Here is a 16,649-nt window from a genome sequence, read left to right as displayed (position 1 = left end):
GAAATTCAAACTATGAGGACGTGGCGTGTCAATACATCGCACGGCAGAATGGGGAATTCATTGACCTCAGAAGCGGGGAATCAACGTCGTGGCACGACCGAAGAACCAAGGCGCGCGGCGCGAGGCGCTCATCGAGGCGGCCGGGCGCGCGATCACCGGCCGCGGCCTCGCGGGACTGCGCATCAAGGACATCGCCGCCGAGGCCGGGGTCTCCGCCGGCTCGGTGCTCTACTACTACCCGGAGCTGGACGACCTCGTCTTCGAGGTCCATCAGGACGCCGTGGAACGCTATGTGAGCCTGCGCCACACCCGTACGGACAGCGTCAAGGACACCGCGGAACGTCTGCGCGCGGCGGTCGACAGCGGGCTGCCGCGGGATGCCGAGGACCCCGTCCACCGGCTCCTCTACGAACTCCACGGCCTCGCCGACCGCAGCAGGCCGCACGCCACGCTGATGGCGTCACTCTTCGCACGCGAGGTCGCGCTCTACACAACGATCCTCGAAGTCGGCGCGGCAGAGGGGGAGTTCACCCTCTCCGCGCCCGTCGCGGCATTGGCCCGCGACCTGGTGGCGCTGGAGGACGGCTACGGCCTGCACATCGTCAGCCGCAACCCGGCCGTGGACCACGCCGCTGCGCGCGACGCGGTCCTCGGCCACGCCCGTACGGTCACCGGCTGCCCGCGGCTGTGAGCCGCTCACGCTGCCGGGGATCGGCGGCCGCCGACACCGCGGTGAGCGCCAGCGCCGCCGCCCCGTCCAGTACCGCGCGGTCGGCGTCGGGCCGCACACAGTGCGTCGCGAACTCCATCTGGTGGTTGACCGCCGGCAGGGAGCCGATGCCGATGTACGGGTGGATGGCGGGCAGCACCCGCGAGACATTGCCCATGTCGGTGGAGGCCCGGTTCATCCGGGCCTCCGGTGCACCCGGCGCCGCGAACCGGCGTCCCAGATCCGCGGCATGCCCCCGGTAGAGCTCCTGCAGCCCGGTGTCGGTACGGAACTCCGCGTACGGCGGGCTCTCGTCCGCGATGCTCAGCTCGCAGCCGGACGCCAGCGCCCCGGCCTCGAAGCACCGCTCGACACGCGGCCGCACCTGCCCGAGCTCCTCCAGTGTCCCGGCCCGTACGTACCACCGGCCCAGGGTCTGCTCCGGAATGGCGTTGGGCGCCTCGCCGCCGCGGGTGACCATGCCGTGCACCCGTACGGTGGGCGGCAGTTGCTGGCGCAGCAGCCCGATGGCCACCTGGGCGAGGGTGAACGCGTCGGCGGCGTTGCGGCCCTGTTCGGGATAGGCGGCGGCGTGCGCGGCCTTGCCCCGGTAGCCGACCTCCAGATGCGCCACCGCGAAGGGCTCGGCCTCCGCGACGTCCACCGGCCCCGGATGCACCATCATCGCGGCGTGCATCCCGGCGAAGGCGCCCCGCTCCAGCATCAGGATCTTGCCGCCGCCGCCCTCCTCCGCGGGCGTGCCCAGCACGGTCACGGTCATCCCCAGATCGTCGGCCAGCGGGGCGAGCGCGGCGGCCGCGCCGACCGCCGACGCGGCGATGATGTTGTGGCCACAGGCGTGGCCGAGACCCGGCAGCGCGTCGTACTCCGCGCACAGCGCGAGATGCAGCGGGCCGGAACCGATCGTCGCCGCGAACGCGGTGGGCAGGTCGCAGATGCCCGGCGTGACCTGGTAGCCCAGCTCGTCCAGCGCCGACGCGGTCCAGCGTGCGGCGCGCTCCTCCTCCCAGGCCACTTCCGGATGGGCGTGCAGCCGGTGGCTGAGCGCGAGCAGCCCCTCGGACGCCGTGGCGACCGAGGCCCGCACCGTGGCGTGCGCGCCGGTCATGCCGGATCACCCGGCACGCCGTATCCGGGGGCCGCGGACGGATCCAGCGCACGGCGCACGTAGTCCGCGCCCTGCGGCTCCCACAGCCGCCACAGCCCGTCGAGTTCCGCCACCGGATCGCCCTCCGTCCAGTCCACCCGCAGATCGGTGACCGGCCACGCCACCTGCGCCGCGACCAGCAGCCCGGCGGAGTGCACCGGCCCGGCCTCACCGCCGGCCGCCGCGCCCGCGGCGAGCGCGTCCACCAGCCGGCGGCCCAGCGGGGCGTCCGGCGAGCCGGCGAACGCCTCGGTCATGGCACGTGGCACGCCTTCGTGAGCGAGCAGGTTCCCGGCGGCCACTGCGTCCTCGCCCAGGGCATGGGCGTGCCGGCCCAAGGTGCGCTCACCGGAGTACTGTGCGGGCCCACCGACCGCACCGATGAGGGTCAACTGCCTCCAGGACGCTTGAAGTTGACCGTCGACGACATGTGCGACGGCGCCCTCGGCCCCCGGTCGGCCGGCCAAGGCGTCCAACAGGGCGGGGCCGAGCCGCGGATCGGTGACGTTCTGCGAGCAGGCGGCGCCGACCCCGGCGCGGACGTGTGCGCAGCGGGCCGCGACCGCGGGACTGGAGGAGGCCACGGCGACGCCGAACTCCCCGGTGCGCGGGCAGCGGGCGGCGATCGAGAACGTCACAGCGCCTCACCCCGCTCCTGTGCGTGCCGCAGCCGCTCGCTCTCCGCCTCGGCCCGCCGCTCCCGTGGGATCACCGCCGTGGCGTCGATCTCCACCAGCCACTCGGGGCGTGCGAGCGCCGAGACGACCAGCCCGGTGGAGACGTAGTGCACGCCCGCCAGCCACCGGCCCATCGTGCGGTACACCGTCTCGCGGTGCCGGACATCGGTCAGATAGACCGTGATCTTGACGATCTCCTCCGGCCGGCTGCCGCACTCCGCCAGCAGCAGCGCGATGTTGGTCATCGCGCGTTCCGTCTGGGCGGCCACGTCACCGACGCCGACACTCTCCCGGGTGTCCAGGTCCTGACCGATCTGGCCGCGCAGATACACCGTTCCCTCGGCGACGACCGCCTGCGCCAGATCGTTGGAGAGGCTCTGCTCGGGGTAGGTGTCGGCGGTGTTGAAGCGCCTGACGCGGGTGTGGGCCGCCTCCCCTGCCGGGGCGGTCACTTGGTCCGCCCCAGGGTGCCGAGCACCCGGTCGGACAGACCCGCGGCGTCCTTGACCAGGTCCAGCGGGCCGTCCCAGTCGAAGTTGCGGTAGACCGCGCCGAGATGGGCGAACGGCGGTGACTGGGCGAAGAGCTGGAATGTGAGCCGGTGCCCGGCGTAGTCGGAGTTGAGCAGGTCACGGGCGTAGGCGAGCAGCTTGCGGCGGTCCTCGGCGACCCAGTGCTCATTGACGGAGTAGAACTTCTCCAGCCACGGGGCGGTCTCCGGGTGCGCGAACGAGGCCTTGTCGGGCGTGATGCAGATCTGCCCGCCGCACAGCTCGCGGGCGATGTGCATCATCTCGTGCAGCTGCGAACAGGCCAGTACGCGGCCGGTGTAGAGCAGCGACTGCTGGGGCATCAGCAGCCCCCCGGGGCTCGGCTCGGCCATCGCCACCGCCGCGGTGAGGTGGGCGTTGATGCCTTCTCGGTAACAGGCGAGGGTCGCGAGCTTCTCCTGCACCGCCTGCTGGCGCTCCAGGCCGGTCTGCTTCACGTTCCACAGCGCGGCACCGATCATCAGGTCCGCGAGCCGGAGGTTGCGCTGGGTGAAGGCGAACGCGCTGTAGCGGTGCAGGGTCGCCCGGATGAAGGTCGCCGCCTTGGTGTCCCGGTAGAACAGCACGTTCTCCCAGGGGATCTCCACGTCGTCGAAGACCACGAGGGTGTCCACCTCGTCGAACCGGTTGGCCAGCGGATAGTCCTCGGCGGGCGCCCGCCCGGCGAAGCCCGTACGGCAGATGTACTTCAGCCCCGGCGAGCCCATGTCGAGCATGAAACCCAGGGCGTAGTCGGAGAGTTCGGAGTCGCCCCAGTTGGCGATGGTCGGCTTGGTGAACGCCTGGTTGGCGTAGGCCGCCGCGGTCTCGTACTTGGCGCCCCGTACGACGATGCCCCGGTCGGTCTCCTTGACGACATGCAGCAGCATGTCGGGATCCTGGTCCTGCGGACGCTTGGAACGGTCGCCCTTGGGATCGGTGTTGGCCGAGACGTGGAACGGGTCGCCGAAGCACGCCTGGTCGATATGGCGGCGGACGTTGCCGCTGTAGGCGGGGTTGATCGCGTCCAGCATGTCCTGGCCGTCGATCAGCGACCACACCTCGCCGATGGTCTCGTCCCCGACCCGCGTGACCACACCGCCGACATCGTTGAGCACGGCATCGGTCGCCGCCCGCTTGGCCTCCCAGTCGGCGACGGTGCGCGGCGGCTTCTGCTGTATCGCGTTGACCTCGTCGCCACCCGGTTCGGTGTACGTCATCACCCCGCGGGTGTCCGGGTCGTGCGCCATGTCGTGGATCCGGGCTCGGATGTCGACCAGCGGCTTGAAGGCGGGGTGGGTGGTGACGTCGGCGACCTTCTCCCCGTTGATCCACACCTCCCGCCCGTCGCGGATCGACTCCCGGTACTGCTCCCCGGTACGGATCATTCGAACGCTCCTTGTGGTGACGTGGATCGGGGGACGGGCGCGGCGGGGCCGTGACTCACAGCGGGCGGGGCGAGCCGTAGCCGCGGGCGTGGTGCACCAGCGGACGGGCCGCGGTGACGGCGCTGGCGAGTACCTCGCCGAGCAGGATGCGGTGGGTGCCGTACTCGTGACAGGCGTCCAGCCGGCAGTCGAATACGGCGGCCGCTCCGGTCAGCGCGGGGGCGCCGGTGGCCAGCTCCCGCCAGTGGGCGCAGCCGAAGTCGTACGGCTCGCCGCCCGCGGGACGGCCGGCGAACACGTCGGAGACATGGGCCTGTTCCACTGCCAGGACGCTGACGGCGAAGACGCCGTTGCGGGCGGCCGCGTCCGCCAAGGGGCTGCGCCGGTTGACGCACACCAGCAGCGAGGGCGGATCGGCCGATACCGAACTCATGGCGCTGACGGTCTGGGCGAAGCGTCCGGCCGGGCCGTCGGTGGCGACCACGGTGACGCCGGTGGCGGCATTGCCCATGGCCGCGACGAAGTCCGCTCGGATCGGGCGCGGGTCGAGCATGTGGTCCGGGGCGAGAGTCATCATCAGCCTCCCAAAGGGTGCGGGCTCTGCTGAGCGACCACTATGGAAGGCGTCCTCGACATCCGTAAAGCAGATCTTTTCGAGCAACTGCATCGGTTTTTCCGATGCTTGCCCAAGGGGGGCTGCCTGCGCCGGGGAGGGGCGGGCTCCGCGTCAGGCGCCCATGGCCTCGCGGCACACCGCGGCGAACGCCTGCGCCCGTGCGGTGGGCCGCACCCCGGCGAGCCGGGCCAGCACGACCGGCAGCGCCGGCAGCGGATCGGTCAGCCGAAGTGCCACCGCCCGGCCACCGTCATAGGTCGTCTCGTGCACCGGCCGCTGGTTGAGGATCGCGTAGCCGTGGCCGGCGGCGACCAGCGCCCGGACGGTCTCGTAGCTGGTGCTGCGGTGCCGCACCCGCGGCTCGATGCCCGACTTCAGCGCGAGGGAACGGAAGTAGTCGCGGCTGAGCGGCAGATCGAGCAGGATCATCGGATCCTGCGCCAGGTCGGCCAGCCGTACGGCGCCCGCCCCGGCGAGCGGGTGGTCCGGCGGCACCAGGGCGTAGGGCGGCGCCACCGCCAGCACCTCGCGCTCGATGTCGGCATCCAGGCCCAGGTCGTACAGGAGCGCGACCTCGCAGGCCCCGCCGCGCAACGCGTCCTGCACCGACCGGATGTCGCCCTCCGTCACCTCGACCCGCACCGCAGGGTGCGATCTGCCGAACTCCCGCAGCACCTGCGGAAGGCAGAACGGCGCCAGCGTCTGGAAGCACCCCACCGCCAGCTCGCCCACCAGCTCGGTGCCCAGGCTGCGCGCGGCCTCCGTGAGGTCGTCCGCGTGCGTGAGGAAGCCGCGCAGCTCGTTGAGGAAGCGCTCGCCGGCCCGGGTCAGCGAGAGCCCCTTGGCGTGCCGGCGGATCAGCAGTTGCACACCGAGCTCGCGCTCCAGGTGGGTGACCGCCGTGGAGATCGCCGACTGGGAGACGCTGATGTGCTGGGCGGCGGCGGTCATGCTGCCCAGTTCGGCGGCGGCGAGGAAGTACCGCAGCTGTACGAGCGTGAAGTTCGCGTCCTTGGCCATGCGGGTGATCCTCGCCCATCGGCTGCATCGGCAAAAGCGATGGAGCACGGCGGATTTCTCTGATTGACCGGATGTCGCGGGGTGGCCGAGACTCCCGGGCAACCCCCCGTCGGCCGCAGCCCCGCCGGTCACCCGGCAGCTTCCCGCTGCCCGTCCCGGTCGGCCGTCCCGTCATCCGTCAGCCCGCGGACCTGCGCGGGCCAGCCCCGAGGAGGTCTTTGTGACCGGTCCCGGAGGAGCCGCGCAACCCGCCGCGGTCGAACGCCACACCATCGACCACGTCCCCGACAGCGAGCGCCACGGGCGTACCCGCGATCTGTTCACCATGTGGTTCGGCACCAACATCGCTCCACTCCCGCTGGTCACCGGCGCGATGGGCGTCCAGGTCTTCCACCAGTCGCTGTGGTCGGGCGTCCTCGCGGTCCTGGTCGGCCAGCTCCTCGGCGGTGTCTTCATGGCGCTGCACTCAGCGCAAGGACCGCAGCTCGGGGTGCCGCAAATGATCCAGAGCCGGGCGCAGTTCGGCTCGCTCGGTGCGTTGCTGATCGTCGTGGTCGCGGCCGCGATGTACGTCGGCTTCTTCGCCTCCAACATCGTGCTCGCCGGCAAGTCGCTGCACGGCCTCGTGCCCGCGGTGCCGGTCGGCGCCGGCATCCTGCTCGGCGCCGCCGGCTCCGCGGTGATCTGCCTGATCGGCTACCGCCTGATCCACGCCCTGAACAAGGTGGCGACGGTGGTCCTTGGCCTCGGCATCGTCGCCGGCGTGGCGGTCGTCGTCGCCCGGGGCCTGCCGGCGGACTTCTTCACCCGCGGCGGCTTCACCTTCGCCGGCTGGCTCGCGACGGTCTCGCTCAGCGCCCTGTGGCAACTGGCATTCGCCCCGTACGTCTCCGACTACTCGCGCTACCTGCCGCGCACGGTCCGCACCTCGCGCACCTTCTGGGCCACCTACTGGGGATCGTGCCTGGGCTCCATGCTGCCGTTCCTGGCCGGCACCGTCGTCGCGCTGGTCAGCCCGGACCCGGACACCGTCGCGGGATTCGACGCCGCGGCCGGGTCCTTCGGGCCGGTCCTGCTGCTCCTGTTCCTCTTCAGCGTGATCAACCACAATGCGCTCAACCTCTACGGCGCGGTGCTGTCGATGATCACCATCGGGCAGACCTTCCGGGCGCGCTGGCAGCCGAGGCTGATGGCCCGCGGAGCGGTGTCGGCGCTGGTCCTGGCCGGAGCGCTGGCCTTCGCGCTCGGCCTGTCCACCGACTTCGTGGCCCGCTTCGTCAATCTGGTACTGGTGCTGCTCGTCGTCCTGGTGCCGTGGACCGCGATCAACCTCATCGACTTCTATCTGCTGCACCGCGGCCGGTACGACTTCGACGCCCTGTTCGCTCCGGATGGGGGCCGCTACGGGCGCTTCAACGCCGTCGCGCTCGGCAGTTACGCCCTCGGTATCGCCGTCCAGATCCCGTTCCTCGCCACCGATCTCTACACCGGCCCGATCGCCGCCCACCTCGGAGGCGCCGATCTGTCCTGGCTCGTCGGGCTGATCGTGACCGCGCCGCTGTACTACCTCTGGGCACGCTCGCGCGGGATCGGGAGCACGGAGGCACACGGGGACCACGAGGGAGTTGCTTCGACGGACCCGGCAGCGGTGCAGCAGGCCCCTGGGTCGGGGGAGGCCCTCCGACCCCTGTCCATCGAGGACGTACCCGGCTAGGCTCGCCGCGCTGTCGATCATGGGATGCCGTGCGGTGCGGGCTGCCGGCCGCCGACCATCGCGGGAGGGCCGTGGAACTCAACCTCCACCGACTGTGGATCTTCATGCAGGTCGTCGAGCACCAGGGCTTCTCCGCGGCGGCGCAGAAGCTGTACATGAGCCAGCCCTCGGTCTCCAACCAGGTGCGCAGGCTGGAGCAGTCGCTGCGGGTCACCCTCATCGACCGCTCCGGCACCCGCGCCAGACCGACCGCCGAGGGGGAGGTCCTGGCCGAGTACGGCAAGCGGGTCTTCCTGCTCGCCGAAGAGGCCGTCGCCGCCGTCCAGCAGGTCGGCGGCCTGGTCGCCGGCCGGCTGCTGATCGGCGGCTCCACCACCGTCGGGACCTACCTCCTGCCGGCACTGCTGGCCCGCTACCAGCGCCGGTATCCGGGGATCGACTGCGATGTCTTCGTCGGCAACTACGAGACCGTGCAGGAACAGCTGCTCGGCGGCGGTATCGGCGTCGCGGTGGTGGCCGGCTCGCCGCACGGCGACCGGTTCGTCGTCGAATCCGTCCTGGACGAGCGGCTGGTCCTGATCGCCGCCCCGGGGCACCCGCTCGCCGAGCGCGCCACGATCGGCCCGGACGACCTCGGCGGCGCCCGGTTCCTGTTGCGCGAGCCCGGCTCGCAGACGCGTGAGCTGCAGGAACAGGTGCTGGCGGACTGGGGCCTCGCGGGTGCGTCGCGGGCAGACATCTGGGGTCCCGAGGCGGTCAAGCAGTGTGTGGCCGCGGGTATGGGCCTCGCCCTGATCTCCGAGCACGCCGTGGTCCACGAGGTGCGGGCCGGGACCCTGCTGACCCTGCCCGCCGCACCGGCCCCGCAGCCCCGCCCCATCAGCCTCGTGCGTCGCCGGGACCGTCTGCTCTCGCCCGCGGAGCGTGCCTTTCTCGACCTGCTGCGCGGGCTGCGGCACTGGCCGGGCGAAAGGGATGAAGCGGACGGTGGCGCTTGCCGGTGCTAGCGATTGCGCGCTAGCGTGGAGGGGTGGCGAAGACACAGTTGAACGTCCGTGTGGACGAAGCCACCGCCGAGACGGCGCGGGAGCGCGCCCTGCAGCGGGGAGTCAGCGTGAACCGCTATATCGAGGAGCTCGTCCTGAAGGACGCAGGAGAGGTCGGCCAGACCTTCGTCGAGGCCGCCTCCGACTTCATGAAGCAGTACGAACGGGTCTTCGCCGAGGAATTCGGTGCGGATCCGGGCGGCGGCCGAGCCGCCCCCACGGACCGGGAAGGACAGCCGGGCACCACGTGACACTGCGCATCGATCTCGCCTGGCTCCTTCTGATCGCCGAACACCACACCCCCGGAGACCCCCAGGTCACCGACTGGGGCGCGCTGGTGGCCGCCGTGGGCCGCCACGAAGCGGAGATATTCGGCGTACCCGTCTACACCGAGCCCCAGGACCGCGCCGCGGCGCTCCTCCAACTGCTGCTCCGGGTACCGGCCCTGGAGCGCTCGAACGCGATGTTCGCCACCGCCGTGGCCTACGGCTACCTCGTCGCGAGCGGGCTGAAGATCGCCACCTCGCCCGAGCAGGTCCGCGACCTCGCCCGCCTCGTCAAGGAAGGCGAGGCCGATGTCCACGCCATCGCGGAGGAATTGCGCACCTGGACGGTCTGACGCCGCAGGCCCCGCGCCTCACGACTCCGCGCCCGCCTCCGCGCGGCTCACGGAGCGGGGCGCGGCCCGGCGTCCGTGATGATCTCCGGTGATATTCCGGCGACCCAACTCGTCGCCCGAGATACGGTCTTCAGGTGATCTACCTGATCGGTGGCCCGCCACGGGTGGGCAAGAGCACCCTCGCGTGGATGCTGCTGGACCGAGCGGGCCTCCCGGGATGCCCGACCGACGCTCTGGTGTCGATGCTGCAGCGCGCTGCCCCTGAGCACGGCGTGCGGCATGGCACGCATCCGGACAAGGCCGTGCCCGCCCAGCCGTTCCTGGTCGAGTTCATCCGCGCGGCTGCGGAGGCTCTCGATGACTCCGACCCCGAAGACGGCTACGTGGTCGAGGGCGACATCGTCACACCGGCGGCGGCCACGGCCGCCGCCGGTCTCGGGCTGCCCCTGACCGCCGTGTTCCTCGGAAACACGAAGCTGACCCCCGAACACCTGCGGGCCGCCCCGGACTGGCTCGAGGGAGCCGATGACGCCACCTACGGGGAGATCGCCGCGTGGGTCAGGGACCAGAGCGCTGCCCTGCGTGAAGCGTGTGCGGCCGGCGGCCATGTCTACGTCGAGTTGGGGACCGGGTACACGCAGGGCCTGGAGTGGGCTTACTCCACACTGGTCGCGAGGACCTGACGCCGCCCGCCGCGGCCGCCGTCCTGTTCATGCCCTCTGCGTACGGCCGCCGCTGACGGCGGCACCCGCGTCGGGCGTCAGCCCGGAATGCCGAAGGCTCCCGTGCCGCCGAGTTCTTCGGCCAGCCAGTCGGGGGCCGTGGCGCGGAAGGTGCTCGGCGGCAGCGCGCCCGAGCCCTCCGGTACCAGGCCCAGGAGCGGCGCGCCCGCTATGTCCGCGAACTCCGCGAGGTTGCAGCGGGCCGCCAGATCCGGCGCGGCGGGCCAGCTGCCGACGACGACGCCGGGTGAGCGGAGGCCGTACGAGCGCAGCGCGAGAGCGGTCAGCGCGGTGGCGTTGAGGGTGCCGAGACCGGCCTGGGCGACCACCAGGACGGGAGCGTCCGCGAGCCGGGCGGCGTCGGCGAGGGTGTGGCCGTCCGCGTCGAAGCGCACGAGCAGGCCGCCCGCGCCCTCGACCAGCACCAGGTCGTGCGAGGCGTCGAGCTTGGCCGCGGCCTCCGCGATGTCGTGCGGCAGCACCGGCGGCAGGCCCGCCCGGCGTGCGGCGGTCGCGGGCGCCAACGGCTCCGGGTAACGGGCGAGTTCGGCGGTGGTGACCGGACCGGCCAGCCGCTGGACCTCCGCCGCGTCGCCCGGCTCCCGCGCACCGACCCCGGTCTGCGCCGGCTTGAGCACCGCGACCGAACGGCCCCGGGCGAGCGCCGCCGCGGCGATGGCGGCCGTGGCGACGGTCTTGCCGATCTCCGTGCCCGTGCCCGTCACGAACAGCACCGACATGGTGTGCCTCCGAACTCCGCGCCCGATACGGCGCGTCAAAAGATGTGGACCTGTGATGGTGAAGGGGGCGGACCGGACCGGCCCGCCCCGGACACTCCGTGCTCAGCCCTCGCGGGCGGCGGCGCACACCGCGGCGCAGATGCGTGCCACGTCGTGGTCGCCGGTGATGTACGGCGGCATGGTGTACAGCAGATCCCGGAACGGGCGCAGCCAGACGCCCTCCCGGACCGCCGCCCGGGTCGCGGCCGCCATGTCGACCTCGTGGTCCAGCTGGACCACGCCGATCGCGCCGAGCACACGGACGTCGCGTACGCCGGGGAGGTCCCGCGCGGCGGCAAGGCCGGTCCGCAGACCGCCCTCGATCCGCTTGACCTCCTGCGCCCAGTCCTGGGACAGGAGCAGATCGATCGAGGCGTCGGCCACGGCCGCGGCGAGCGGATTGCCCATGAAGGTGGGCCCGTGCGCCAGCACCGGCAGCTCACCCCGCGAGATGCCGTCCGCGACGGCCGCGGTGCACAGCGTCGCCGCCAGCGTGAGATAACCGCCGGTCAGGGCCTTGCCCAGGCACATGACGTCGGGTGCGACGCCGGCGTGTTCGGCGGCGAACAGCGCGCCGGTGCGGCCGAACCCGGTCGCGATCTCGTCGAAGACGAGCAGCACGCCGTGGTCGTCGCACGCCTCCCGCAGTACCCGCAGATACGCGGGGGAGTGGAAGGACATACCGCCCGCGCCCTGCACCACGGGCTCGACGATCACCGCGGCCAGCTCCTCGGCGTGCCGGGCGACCAGCTCGCGCAGGTGCGCCGCATACGCTTCGTCGGGCGCGGCGTCGAAGCCGGCCGGCGGCGCGTCCGCGAAGATCTGGCGCGGCAGCACCCCCTGCCACAGCTCGTGCATCCCGCCCTCGGGGTCGCAGACCGACATCGGCTGCCAGGTGTCGCCGTGGTAGCCGCCCCGCCAGGTCAACAGCCGCTGCTTGCGCGGCTGTCCCAGCGAGCGCCAGTACTGCAGGCACATCTTGACGGCGACCTCGACCGACACCGAACCGGAGTCGGCGAGGAAGACGTGCTGGAGCGGCTCGGGGGTGATGTCGACCAGGCGCTTCGCCAGCCGTACGGCGGGCTCGTGGGTGAGCCCGCCGAACATCACATGGCTCATCCGGTCCAGCTGGCCGCGCGCGGCGTCGTTGAGCACCGGGTGGTTGTAGCCGTGCACCGCCGACCACCAGGACGACATGCCGTCCACCAACTCGGTGCTGCCCTCGACCGGTTGGGCCAGCCGCAGGCGTACGCCGGACGCCGACTCGACCAGCAGCGGTTCGGCGCGGCCGGGCATCGGCCCGTACGGATGCCAGACATGCTGCCGGTCGAGCGCGAGCAGTGCGTCGGGAGTGAGCGGCTCAGGCATTGGGCGGGAGGTCGGTGCCGGCGCCGCGGCGGCGCACCGAGACCAGGTCCCGGCGGGTCTCGTCGACGGGCGCGGGCACGGTCGCGGTGGCTTCGGCGGCCGGGATGTCCTGGCCGGCCTCGGCCGGGGCCTCCGCCTCGGCGCACGTGCGGTGCTCCGGCAGGGTGGTGGTGTCCGTTCCCTCGACCTCGAAACCGGCGTCCGCGATCATCGCGAGGTCGTCCTTGCCGGCCTGGCCCTCGCTGGTCAGGTAGTCGCCGAGGAAGATGGAGTTGACCAGGTGCAGGGCGAGCGGCTGCATGCTGCGGAGGTGCACCTCGCGTCCGCCGGCCAGGCGTACCTCGACGTCCGGGCAGACGAACCGGACCATCGCGAGGATGCGCAGCGCGCGCTGGGGGGTGAGGTTCCACTCCTTGGCGAGCGGGGTGCCCTCGAACGGGATCAGGAAGTTGACGGGCACCGAGTCGGGGTCGAGGTCACGCAGCGCGTAGACGACATCGACGAGGTCGGCGTCGCTCTCGCCCATCCCGGCGATCAGCCCGGAGCACGCCGACATGCCGGCCGCCTGGGCCTGCTGGACGGTGGAGACCCGGTCGGAGAAGTCGTGAGTGGTGCAGATGTCGCCGTATGTGGCTTCCGAGGTATTGAGGTTGTGGTTGTACGCGTCCGCGCCCGCGTCGCGCAGCCGGCCGGCCTGGCCGTCGGAGAGCAGCCCGAGACAGGCGCACACCTCGACGCCCTCGTTCTGCTCCTTGATGGCCGAGATGGTCTCCGAGACGCGGTCGACGTCCTTGTCGGTGGGCCCGCGGCCACTGGCCACCAGGCACACCCGCTTGGCGCCGCCGGCCACCCCGGCGGCGGCCGCCTTGGAGGCGTCGTCGGGCTTGAGCCAGGTGTACTTGAGGATCTCGGCCTTGGAGCCCAGGCGCTGCGAGCAGTACGAGCAGTCCTCGGGGCACAGGCCCGACTTGAGGTTGACGAGGTAGTTGAGCTTGACCCGCCGCCCGAACCACTGGCGGCGAACCTTCCCGGCCGCGGCCACCACATCGAGCAGTTCGTCATCGGAGGTCGCCAGCACGGCGAGTGCCTCTTCGCGGGTCGGCAACTCGCGCCGCAGTCCCTTGTCCACCAGTGTGTTCAGCAGGTCCATGGCGTTGATCCTGACGTACGCCACCGCCCCCGGCCAAGGAGGATTCCCACAACGAGGGCCGATCGGGGTGTGTGTATCGCCACACCGTGTGCGGGCGGAACGACCGCTAACGTCTATCGACAGCCGACAATCGAGAAGGACGACGATGCCGCAGGATTCCGCGCCGCCGCTGCCGCGCCACACCGCGCCGGCCGCACCCGCCGAAGTGTTGTCCGTCCCGGACCCGCGGCCGGCGGGCGACGCGACCTTCGACTGGATCGACGCGGCGCGCGACGAACGCCGGCGCGCCGGGCTCGTCCGCACCCTGCGGCCCCGCCCCGCCGACTCCCCGCTGCTCGACCTGGCGAGCAACGACTACCTCGGGCTCGCCCGGCACCCCGAGATCACGGACGGCGCCGCCCGCGCGGCGCGGCTCTGGGGCGCCGGCGCCACCGGCTCCCGACTGGTCACCGGCAGCACCGAGCTGCACGCCCGACTGGAGAGGGAACTCGCCGATTTCTGCGGGTTCGAGGCGGCCCTGGTCCTTTCCTCCGGTTACGCCGCGAACCTCGCCGCCGTCACCGCCCTCAGCGGCCCCGGCGCCCTGCTCGTCTCCGACGCCGGCAATCACGCCTCTCTCATCGACGGCTGCCGGCTCTCCCGCGCCCGCACCACCGTCGTCCCGCACGCCGATCCGCAGGCCGTTCGGGCCGCCCTGGCCGGCCACGACGGCAGGGCCCTGGCGATCACCGACTCGGTGTTCTCCGTCGACGGCGACGCCGCACCGCTGCCGGGGCTCGCGGAGGCATGCCGGACGTACGGCGCCGGTCTTCTCGTCGACGACGCGCACGGACTGGGAGTGCTGGGCGAGGGCGGCCGGGGCGCGGCGGCCGCCGCCGGGCTCGCGGGCGACGCCGATGTGGTCGCCACGGTGACGCTCTCCAAGTCGCTCGGCTCCCAGGGCGGCGCGGTCCTCGGCCCCGCCCGGGTCATCGAGCATCTGGTCAACACCGCCCGGTCGTTCATCTTCGACACCGGACTGGCACCGGCGGCAGTCGGCGGCGCCCTCGCCGCACTGCAGCTGCTGCGCCGCGAGCCGGGCCGCGCCGCCCGCGCCGGGCAGGTCGCCGCGGAGCTGCACGGACGGCTCACCGCGGCCGGGCTCGCGGCCGTACGGCCGGACGCCGCGGTGGTCTCCGTACGGGCTCCTTCGCCGGAACTGGCGGTCCGGTGGGCGGCGGACTGCCGCGCGGCCGGACTCGCGGTCGGCTGCTTCCGCCCGCCGTCCGTGCCCGACGGGATCTCCCGCCTCCGGCTCACCGCCCGTGGCGACCTGACGGACGCACAGATCACCAGGGCGGTCGACACGATCGTGGCGACCGCTCCGGTCGCCTGAGCGAGGACCGGGCCCGAAGCGCCGTGGCGAGGTGAACCGCCCCACGGTGCCACCTTCCCCCGCGCGGCGGTCCGGCGTGCGAGCGCGGCGGGTGCTGCCGGCTCCGTCGCTGGTCGGCGACCGCCCGGGGGGGGGCGGAAGAGGGTGTGCTGAAGCCCCGTCATGTCGCTCAAATACGTTCTCACTTAGCAGAGTTCACTGCTTCGAGCGACAGATATATCCAGATCTTGGTGGATCGCCCACTGCACCCCATGGCGGATGGCAGGCTGTCGCAAGCAGCAGCCCGAGGCCCATCGGTATCCCGGTGGGCATCCCGGCTCCCCGGCCGGTGCGCCGGAGCCGGGCCTCGGTGGGAAGAAGGACGGCGTCGCGCATGGCAGACCACCAGGAATCCTCACTGACCCTGCCGAGCGACCCGGCCTCGGTCACCGCCGCCCGCGGATTCGTCCTGGAAGTGCTCGCCGGATGGGGAGTCCCCGCCGACGCGGTGATCGCCGACTCCGTCCGCCTGATCGTCTCCGAACTGGCGACCAACGCCGTTCAGCACACCTTCGGCCAGTCGCCGACGTTCACCGTCGAGATGCGGCTGGACCGCGACGAACGACTGCGCGTCGGTGTCACCGACAGTCATCCTCGCCGGCCGCGCCGTCTGCCGGCCGCGGTACAGCAGGACAACGGCCGCGGCTTGGTCATCATCCGCTACCTCGCCGCGGAGGCGGGCGGCAGGCTCACGGTCGTGCCCACCGAATCCGGCGGCAAGACCGTGTGGATCAGCATGCCGTGGACGGTCGCCGTCGCCTGAGGAGCCATCCCCTCAGGACGGCGGCGCGGCCTGCGCGGGAGCCCCCGAATGCCGGGTGAAGGCCCCGCGCAGCAACGCCCGCAGGGTGTCCGCGGCCGGTGCGCCGCCGCCGGTCCGGTAGGCCGCCGAGATCGTGCGCCGCAGGTCGGCGGGCTCCAGCCGGCGGACCCCCAGCGGAGTCACCGAACCGGCCGCCATCATCTCCGGCACCACCGCGACCCCCAGGCCCGCGCTCACCAGCGCGCACACCACCGCATAGCTGGGCGACTCGCAGCGCACCGCGACGCTCGCCCCGGCCGCCAACAGAGCCGCCTCGACCCCGCGCCGGTTGGGGTTGGCCGGCGCCATGCTGACCAGCGGCTGCCCGGCCAGCTCGGCCAGCGGCAGCCGCCCGGTGGCGGACGACAGCGCATGGCCGGGCGCGGTGACGAGCACCAGCTCCTCGGTCAGCAGCGGCTCCAGGCTCACGCCGTCCGGCGCCGGCATCGGATCGCCCGGCACATACGCGTGCGTCAGCGCCAGATCCACCTCGCCGAGCGCCACCGCCGCCATCCCCTGGGGCGGCAGATACTCCGTGACGCTCAGCTCCACATCGGGGTGGGCGCGCCGGAAGGAGCTGAGCGCGGGCGGCAGCAGATGCGTGCCCGCCGTCATGAACGTGCCGATCCGCAGTCGGCCGCCGGAAAGCCCCGTCAGCCGGGCCAGCTCGTGCCGCGCCAGATCCAGCTCGTCGAGCACCCGCCGGGCCCGTACGAGCAGCAGCTCGCCGGCCGCGGTCAGCCGCGCCCCGCGGTGGTGGCGCACCAGCAGCGCCGCACCCGCCTCCCGCTCCAGCTTGGCGAGCTGCTGGGAGAGAGCGGGCGCGGTGTAGCCGAGGCGGGCGGCCGCCCCGGTGATCGAACCGGCTTCCGCCACCGCCACCAGCGCGGCCAGCCGCGTCGGGTCGTACATAAAGAACCTCTTAAG

General features: G+C 72.4%; 18 protein-coding genes. 8 read left to right on the top strand and 10 right to left on the bottom strand.

The features are described 5' to 3' along the window. Window positions 1–88: 88 nt before the first annotated feature. The gene (locus QOM21_RS04270; protein ID WP_407548307.1) at window positions 89–691 is read left to right on the top strand and encodes a TetR/AcrR family transcriptional regulator; all 603 of its coding nucleotides are present in this window, start codon (window positions 89–91) and stop codon (window positions 689–691) included. Here QOM21_RS04270 and QOM21_RS04265 read toward each other — a convergent pair. The 6 genes from QOM21_RS04265 to QOM21_RS04240 form a co-directional block, all read right to left on the bottom strand. Next, the gene (locus tag QOM21_RS04265; protein WP_407548305.1) at window positions 669–1,838 is read right to left on the bottom strand and encodes a M20 family metallopeptidase; all 1,170 of its coding nucleotides are present in this window, start codon (window positions 1,836–1,838) and stop codon (window positions 669–671) included. The two genes, QOM21_RS04270 and QOM21_RS04265, sit on opposite strands and share 23 nt — an antisense overlap. Beyond that, a complete protein-coding gene (locus QOM21_RS04260; RefSeq protein ID WP_407548303.1) occupies window positions 1,835–2,515 on the bottom strand; it encodes a DUF1028 domain-containing protein in 681 nt (226 codons plus the stop codon). Before QOM21_RS04260 ends, QOM21_RS04265 begins: the two co-directional genes overlap by 4 nt. After that, the gene (locus QOM21_RS04255) at window positions 2,512–3,006 is read right to left on the bottom strand and encodes a RidA family protein (protein ID WP_407548301.1); all 495 of its coding nucleotides are present in this window, start codon (window positions 3,004–3,006) and stop codon (window positions 2,512–2,514) included. The genes QOM21_RS04260 and QOM21_RS04255 overlap by 4 nt, the downstream gene beginning before the upstream one ends. Beyond that, window positions 3,003–4,472, bottom strand: a complete 1,470-nt coding sequence (locus tag QOM21_RS04250) for a 4-hydroxyphenylacetate 3-hydroxylase family protein (RefSeq protein WP_407548299.1) — start codon at window positions 4,470–4,472, stop codon at window positions 3,003–3,005. Before QOM21_RS04250 ends, QOM21_RS04255 begins: the two co-directional genes overlap by 4 nt. 55 nt (window positions 4,473–4,527) lie before the next feature. Next, window positions 4,528–5,049 (bottom strand): flavin reductase family protein, encoded by a 522-nt coding sequence (locus tag QOM21_RS04245; protein WP_407548297.1) that lies wholly within the window; start codon window positions 5,047–5,049, stop codon window positions 4,528–4,530. Between the two features lie 150 nt (window positions 5,050–5,199). Then, complete coding sequence (locus QOM21_RS04240) at window positions 5,200–6,108, bottom strand: LysR family transcriptional regulator (protein ID WP_407548295.1); 909 nt, start codon at window positions 6,106–6,108, stop codon at window positions 5,200–5,202. Window positions 6,109–6,328: 220 nt separating this feature from the next. Here QOM21_RS04240 and QOM21_RS04235 point away from each other — a divergent pair, with 220 nt between their 5' ends. The 5 genes from QOM21_RS04235 to QOM21_RS04215 all read left to right on the top strand — a co-directional run bounded on the left by QOM21_RS04235 (window position 6,329) and on the right by QOM21_RS04215 (window position 10,170). Then, window positions 6,329–7,822, top strand: a complete 1,494-nt coding sequence (locus QOM21_RS04235; protein WP_407548293.1) for a purine-cytosine permease family protein — start codon at window positions 6,329–6,331, stop codon at window positions 7,820–7,822. 71 nt (window positions 7,823–7,893) lie between these two features. Further along, window positions 7,894–8,829 (top strand): LysR family transcriptional regulator, encoded by a 936-nt coding sequence (locus tag QOM21_RS04230; RefSeq protein ID WP_407548291.1) that lies wholly within the window; start codon window positions 7,894–7,896, stop codon window positions 8,827–8,829. Window positions 8,830–8,852: 23 nt separating this feature from the next. Beyond that, window positions 8,853–9,119, top strand: coding sequence for a hypothetical protein (locus tag QOM21_RS04225; RefSeq protein WP_407548290.1), 267 nt, complete (start codon window positions 8,853–8,855; stop codon window positions 9,117–9,119). Continuing rightward, complete coding sequence (locus QOM21_RS04220; RefSeq protein ID WP_393897267.1) at window positions 9,116–9,487, top strand: fic family toxin-antitoxin system, toxin component; 372 nt, start codon at window positions 9,116–9,118, stop codon at window positions 9,485–9,487. Before QOM21_RS04225 ends, QOM21_RS04220 begins: the two co-directional genes overlap by 4 nt. A gap of 134 nt (window positions 9,488–9,621) precedes the next feature. Continuing rightward, on the top strand, window positions 9,622–10,170 hold the full coding sequence (locus tag QOM21_RS04215) for a hypothetical protein (RefSeq protein ID WP_407548288.1): 549 nt from the start codon (window positions 9,622–9,624) through the stop codon (window positions 10,168–10,170). Between the two features lie 77 nt (window positions 10,171–10,247). Here QOM21_RS04215 and bioD read toward each other — a convergent pair whose 3' ends face one another. The 3 genes from bioD to bioB all read right to left on the bottom strand — a co-directional run bounded on the left by bioD (window position 10,248) and on the right by bioB (window position 13,506). Then, window positions 10,248–10,949, bottom strand: coding sequence for a dethiobiotin synthase (gene bioD / locus QOM21_RS04210; RefSeq protein ID WP_407548286.1), 702 nt, complete (start codon window positions 10,947–10,949; stop codon window positions 10,248–10,250). Between the two features lie 102 nt (window positions 10,950–11,051). Then, complete coding sequence (locus QOM21_RS04205) at window positions 11,052–12,356, bottom strand: adenosylmethionine--8-amino-7-oxononanoate transaminase (protein WP_407548284.1); 1,305 nt, start codon at window positions 12,354–12,356, stop codon at window positions 11,052–11,054. Next, the gene (gene bioB, locus QOM21_RS04200; RefSeq protein ID WP_407548282.1) at window positions 12,349–13,506 is read right to left on the bottom strand and encodes a biotin synthase BioB; all 1,158 of its coding nucleotides are present in this window, start codon (window positions 13,504–13,506) and stop codon (window positions 12,349–12,351) included. The genes QOM21_RS04205 and bioB overlap by 8 nt, the downstream gene beginning before the upstream one ends. 145 nt (window positions 13,507–13,651) lie before the next feature. Between bioB and QOM21_RS04195 the strand changes: the two genes are divergently transcribed. Both QOM21_RS04195 and QOM21_RS04190 read left to right on the top strand, forming a co-directional pair. Next, window positions 13,652–14,881, top strand: coding sequence for an 8-amino-7-oxononanoate synthase (locus tag QOM21_RS04195; protein WP_407548280.1), 1,230 nt, complete (start codon window positions 13,652–13,654; stop codon window positions 14,879–14,881). A gap of 373 nt (window positions 14,882–15,254) precedes the next feature. Continuing rightward, entirely contained in the window at window positions 15,255–15,683 is a 429-nt protein-coding gene (locus tag QOM21_RS04190; RefSeq protein ID WP_407548278.1) for an ATP-binding protein, read from the top strand. A gap of 12 nt (window positions 15,684–15,695) precedes the next feature. Here QOM21_RS04190 and QOM21_RS04185 read toward each other — a convergent pair whose 3' ends face one another. Then, a complete protein-coding gene (locus tag QOM21_RS04185) occupies window positions 15,696–16,634 on the bottom strand; it encodes a LysR family transcriptional regulator (RefSeq protein WP_407548276.1) in 939 nt (312 codons plus the stop codon). Between the last annotated feature and the right edge of the window lie 15 nt (window positions 16,635–16,649).

The organism is Streptomyces sp. Pv4-95, from assembly GCF_045782725.1.
In the GTDB taxonomy this organism is placed as follows: domain Bacteria; phylum Actinomycetota; class Actinomycetes; order Streptomycetales; family Streptomycetaceae; genus Streptomyces.
This window is presented reverse-complemented; position numbering and strand designations above follow the sequence as displayed.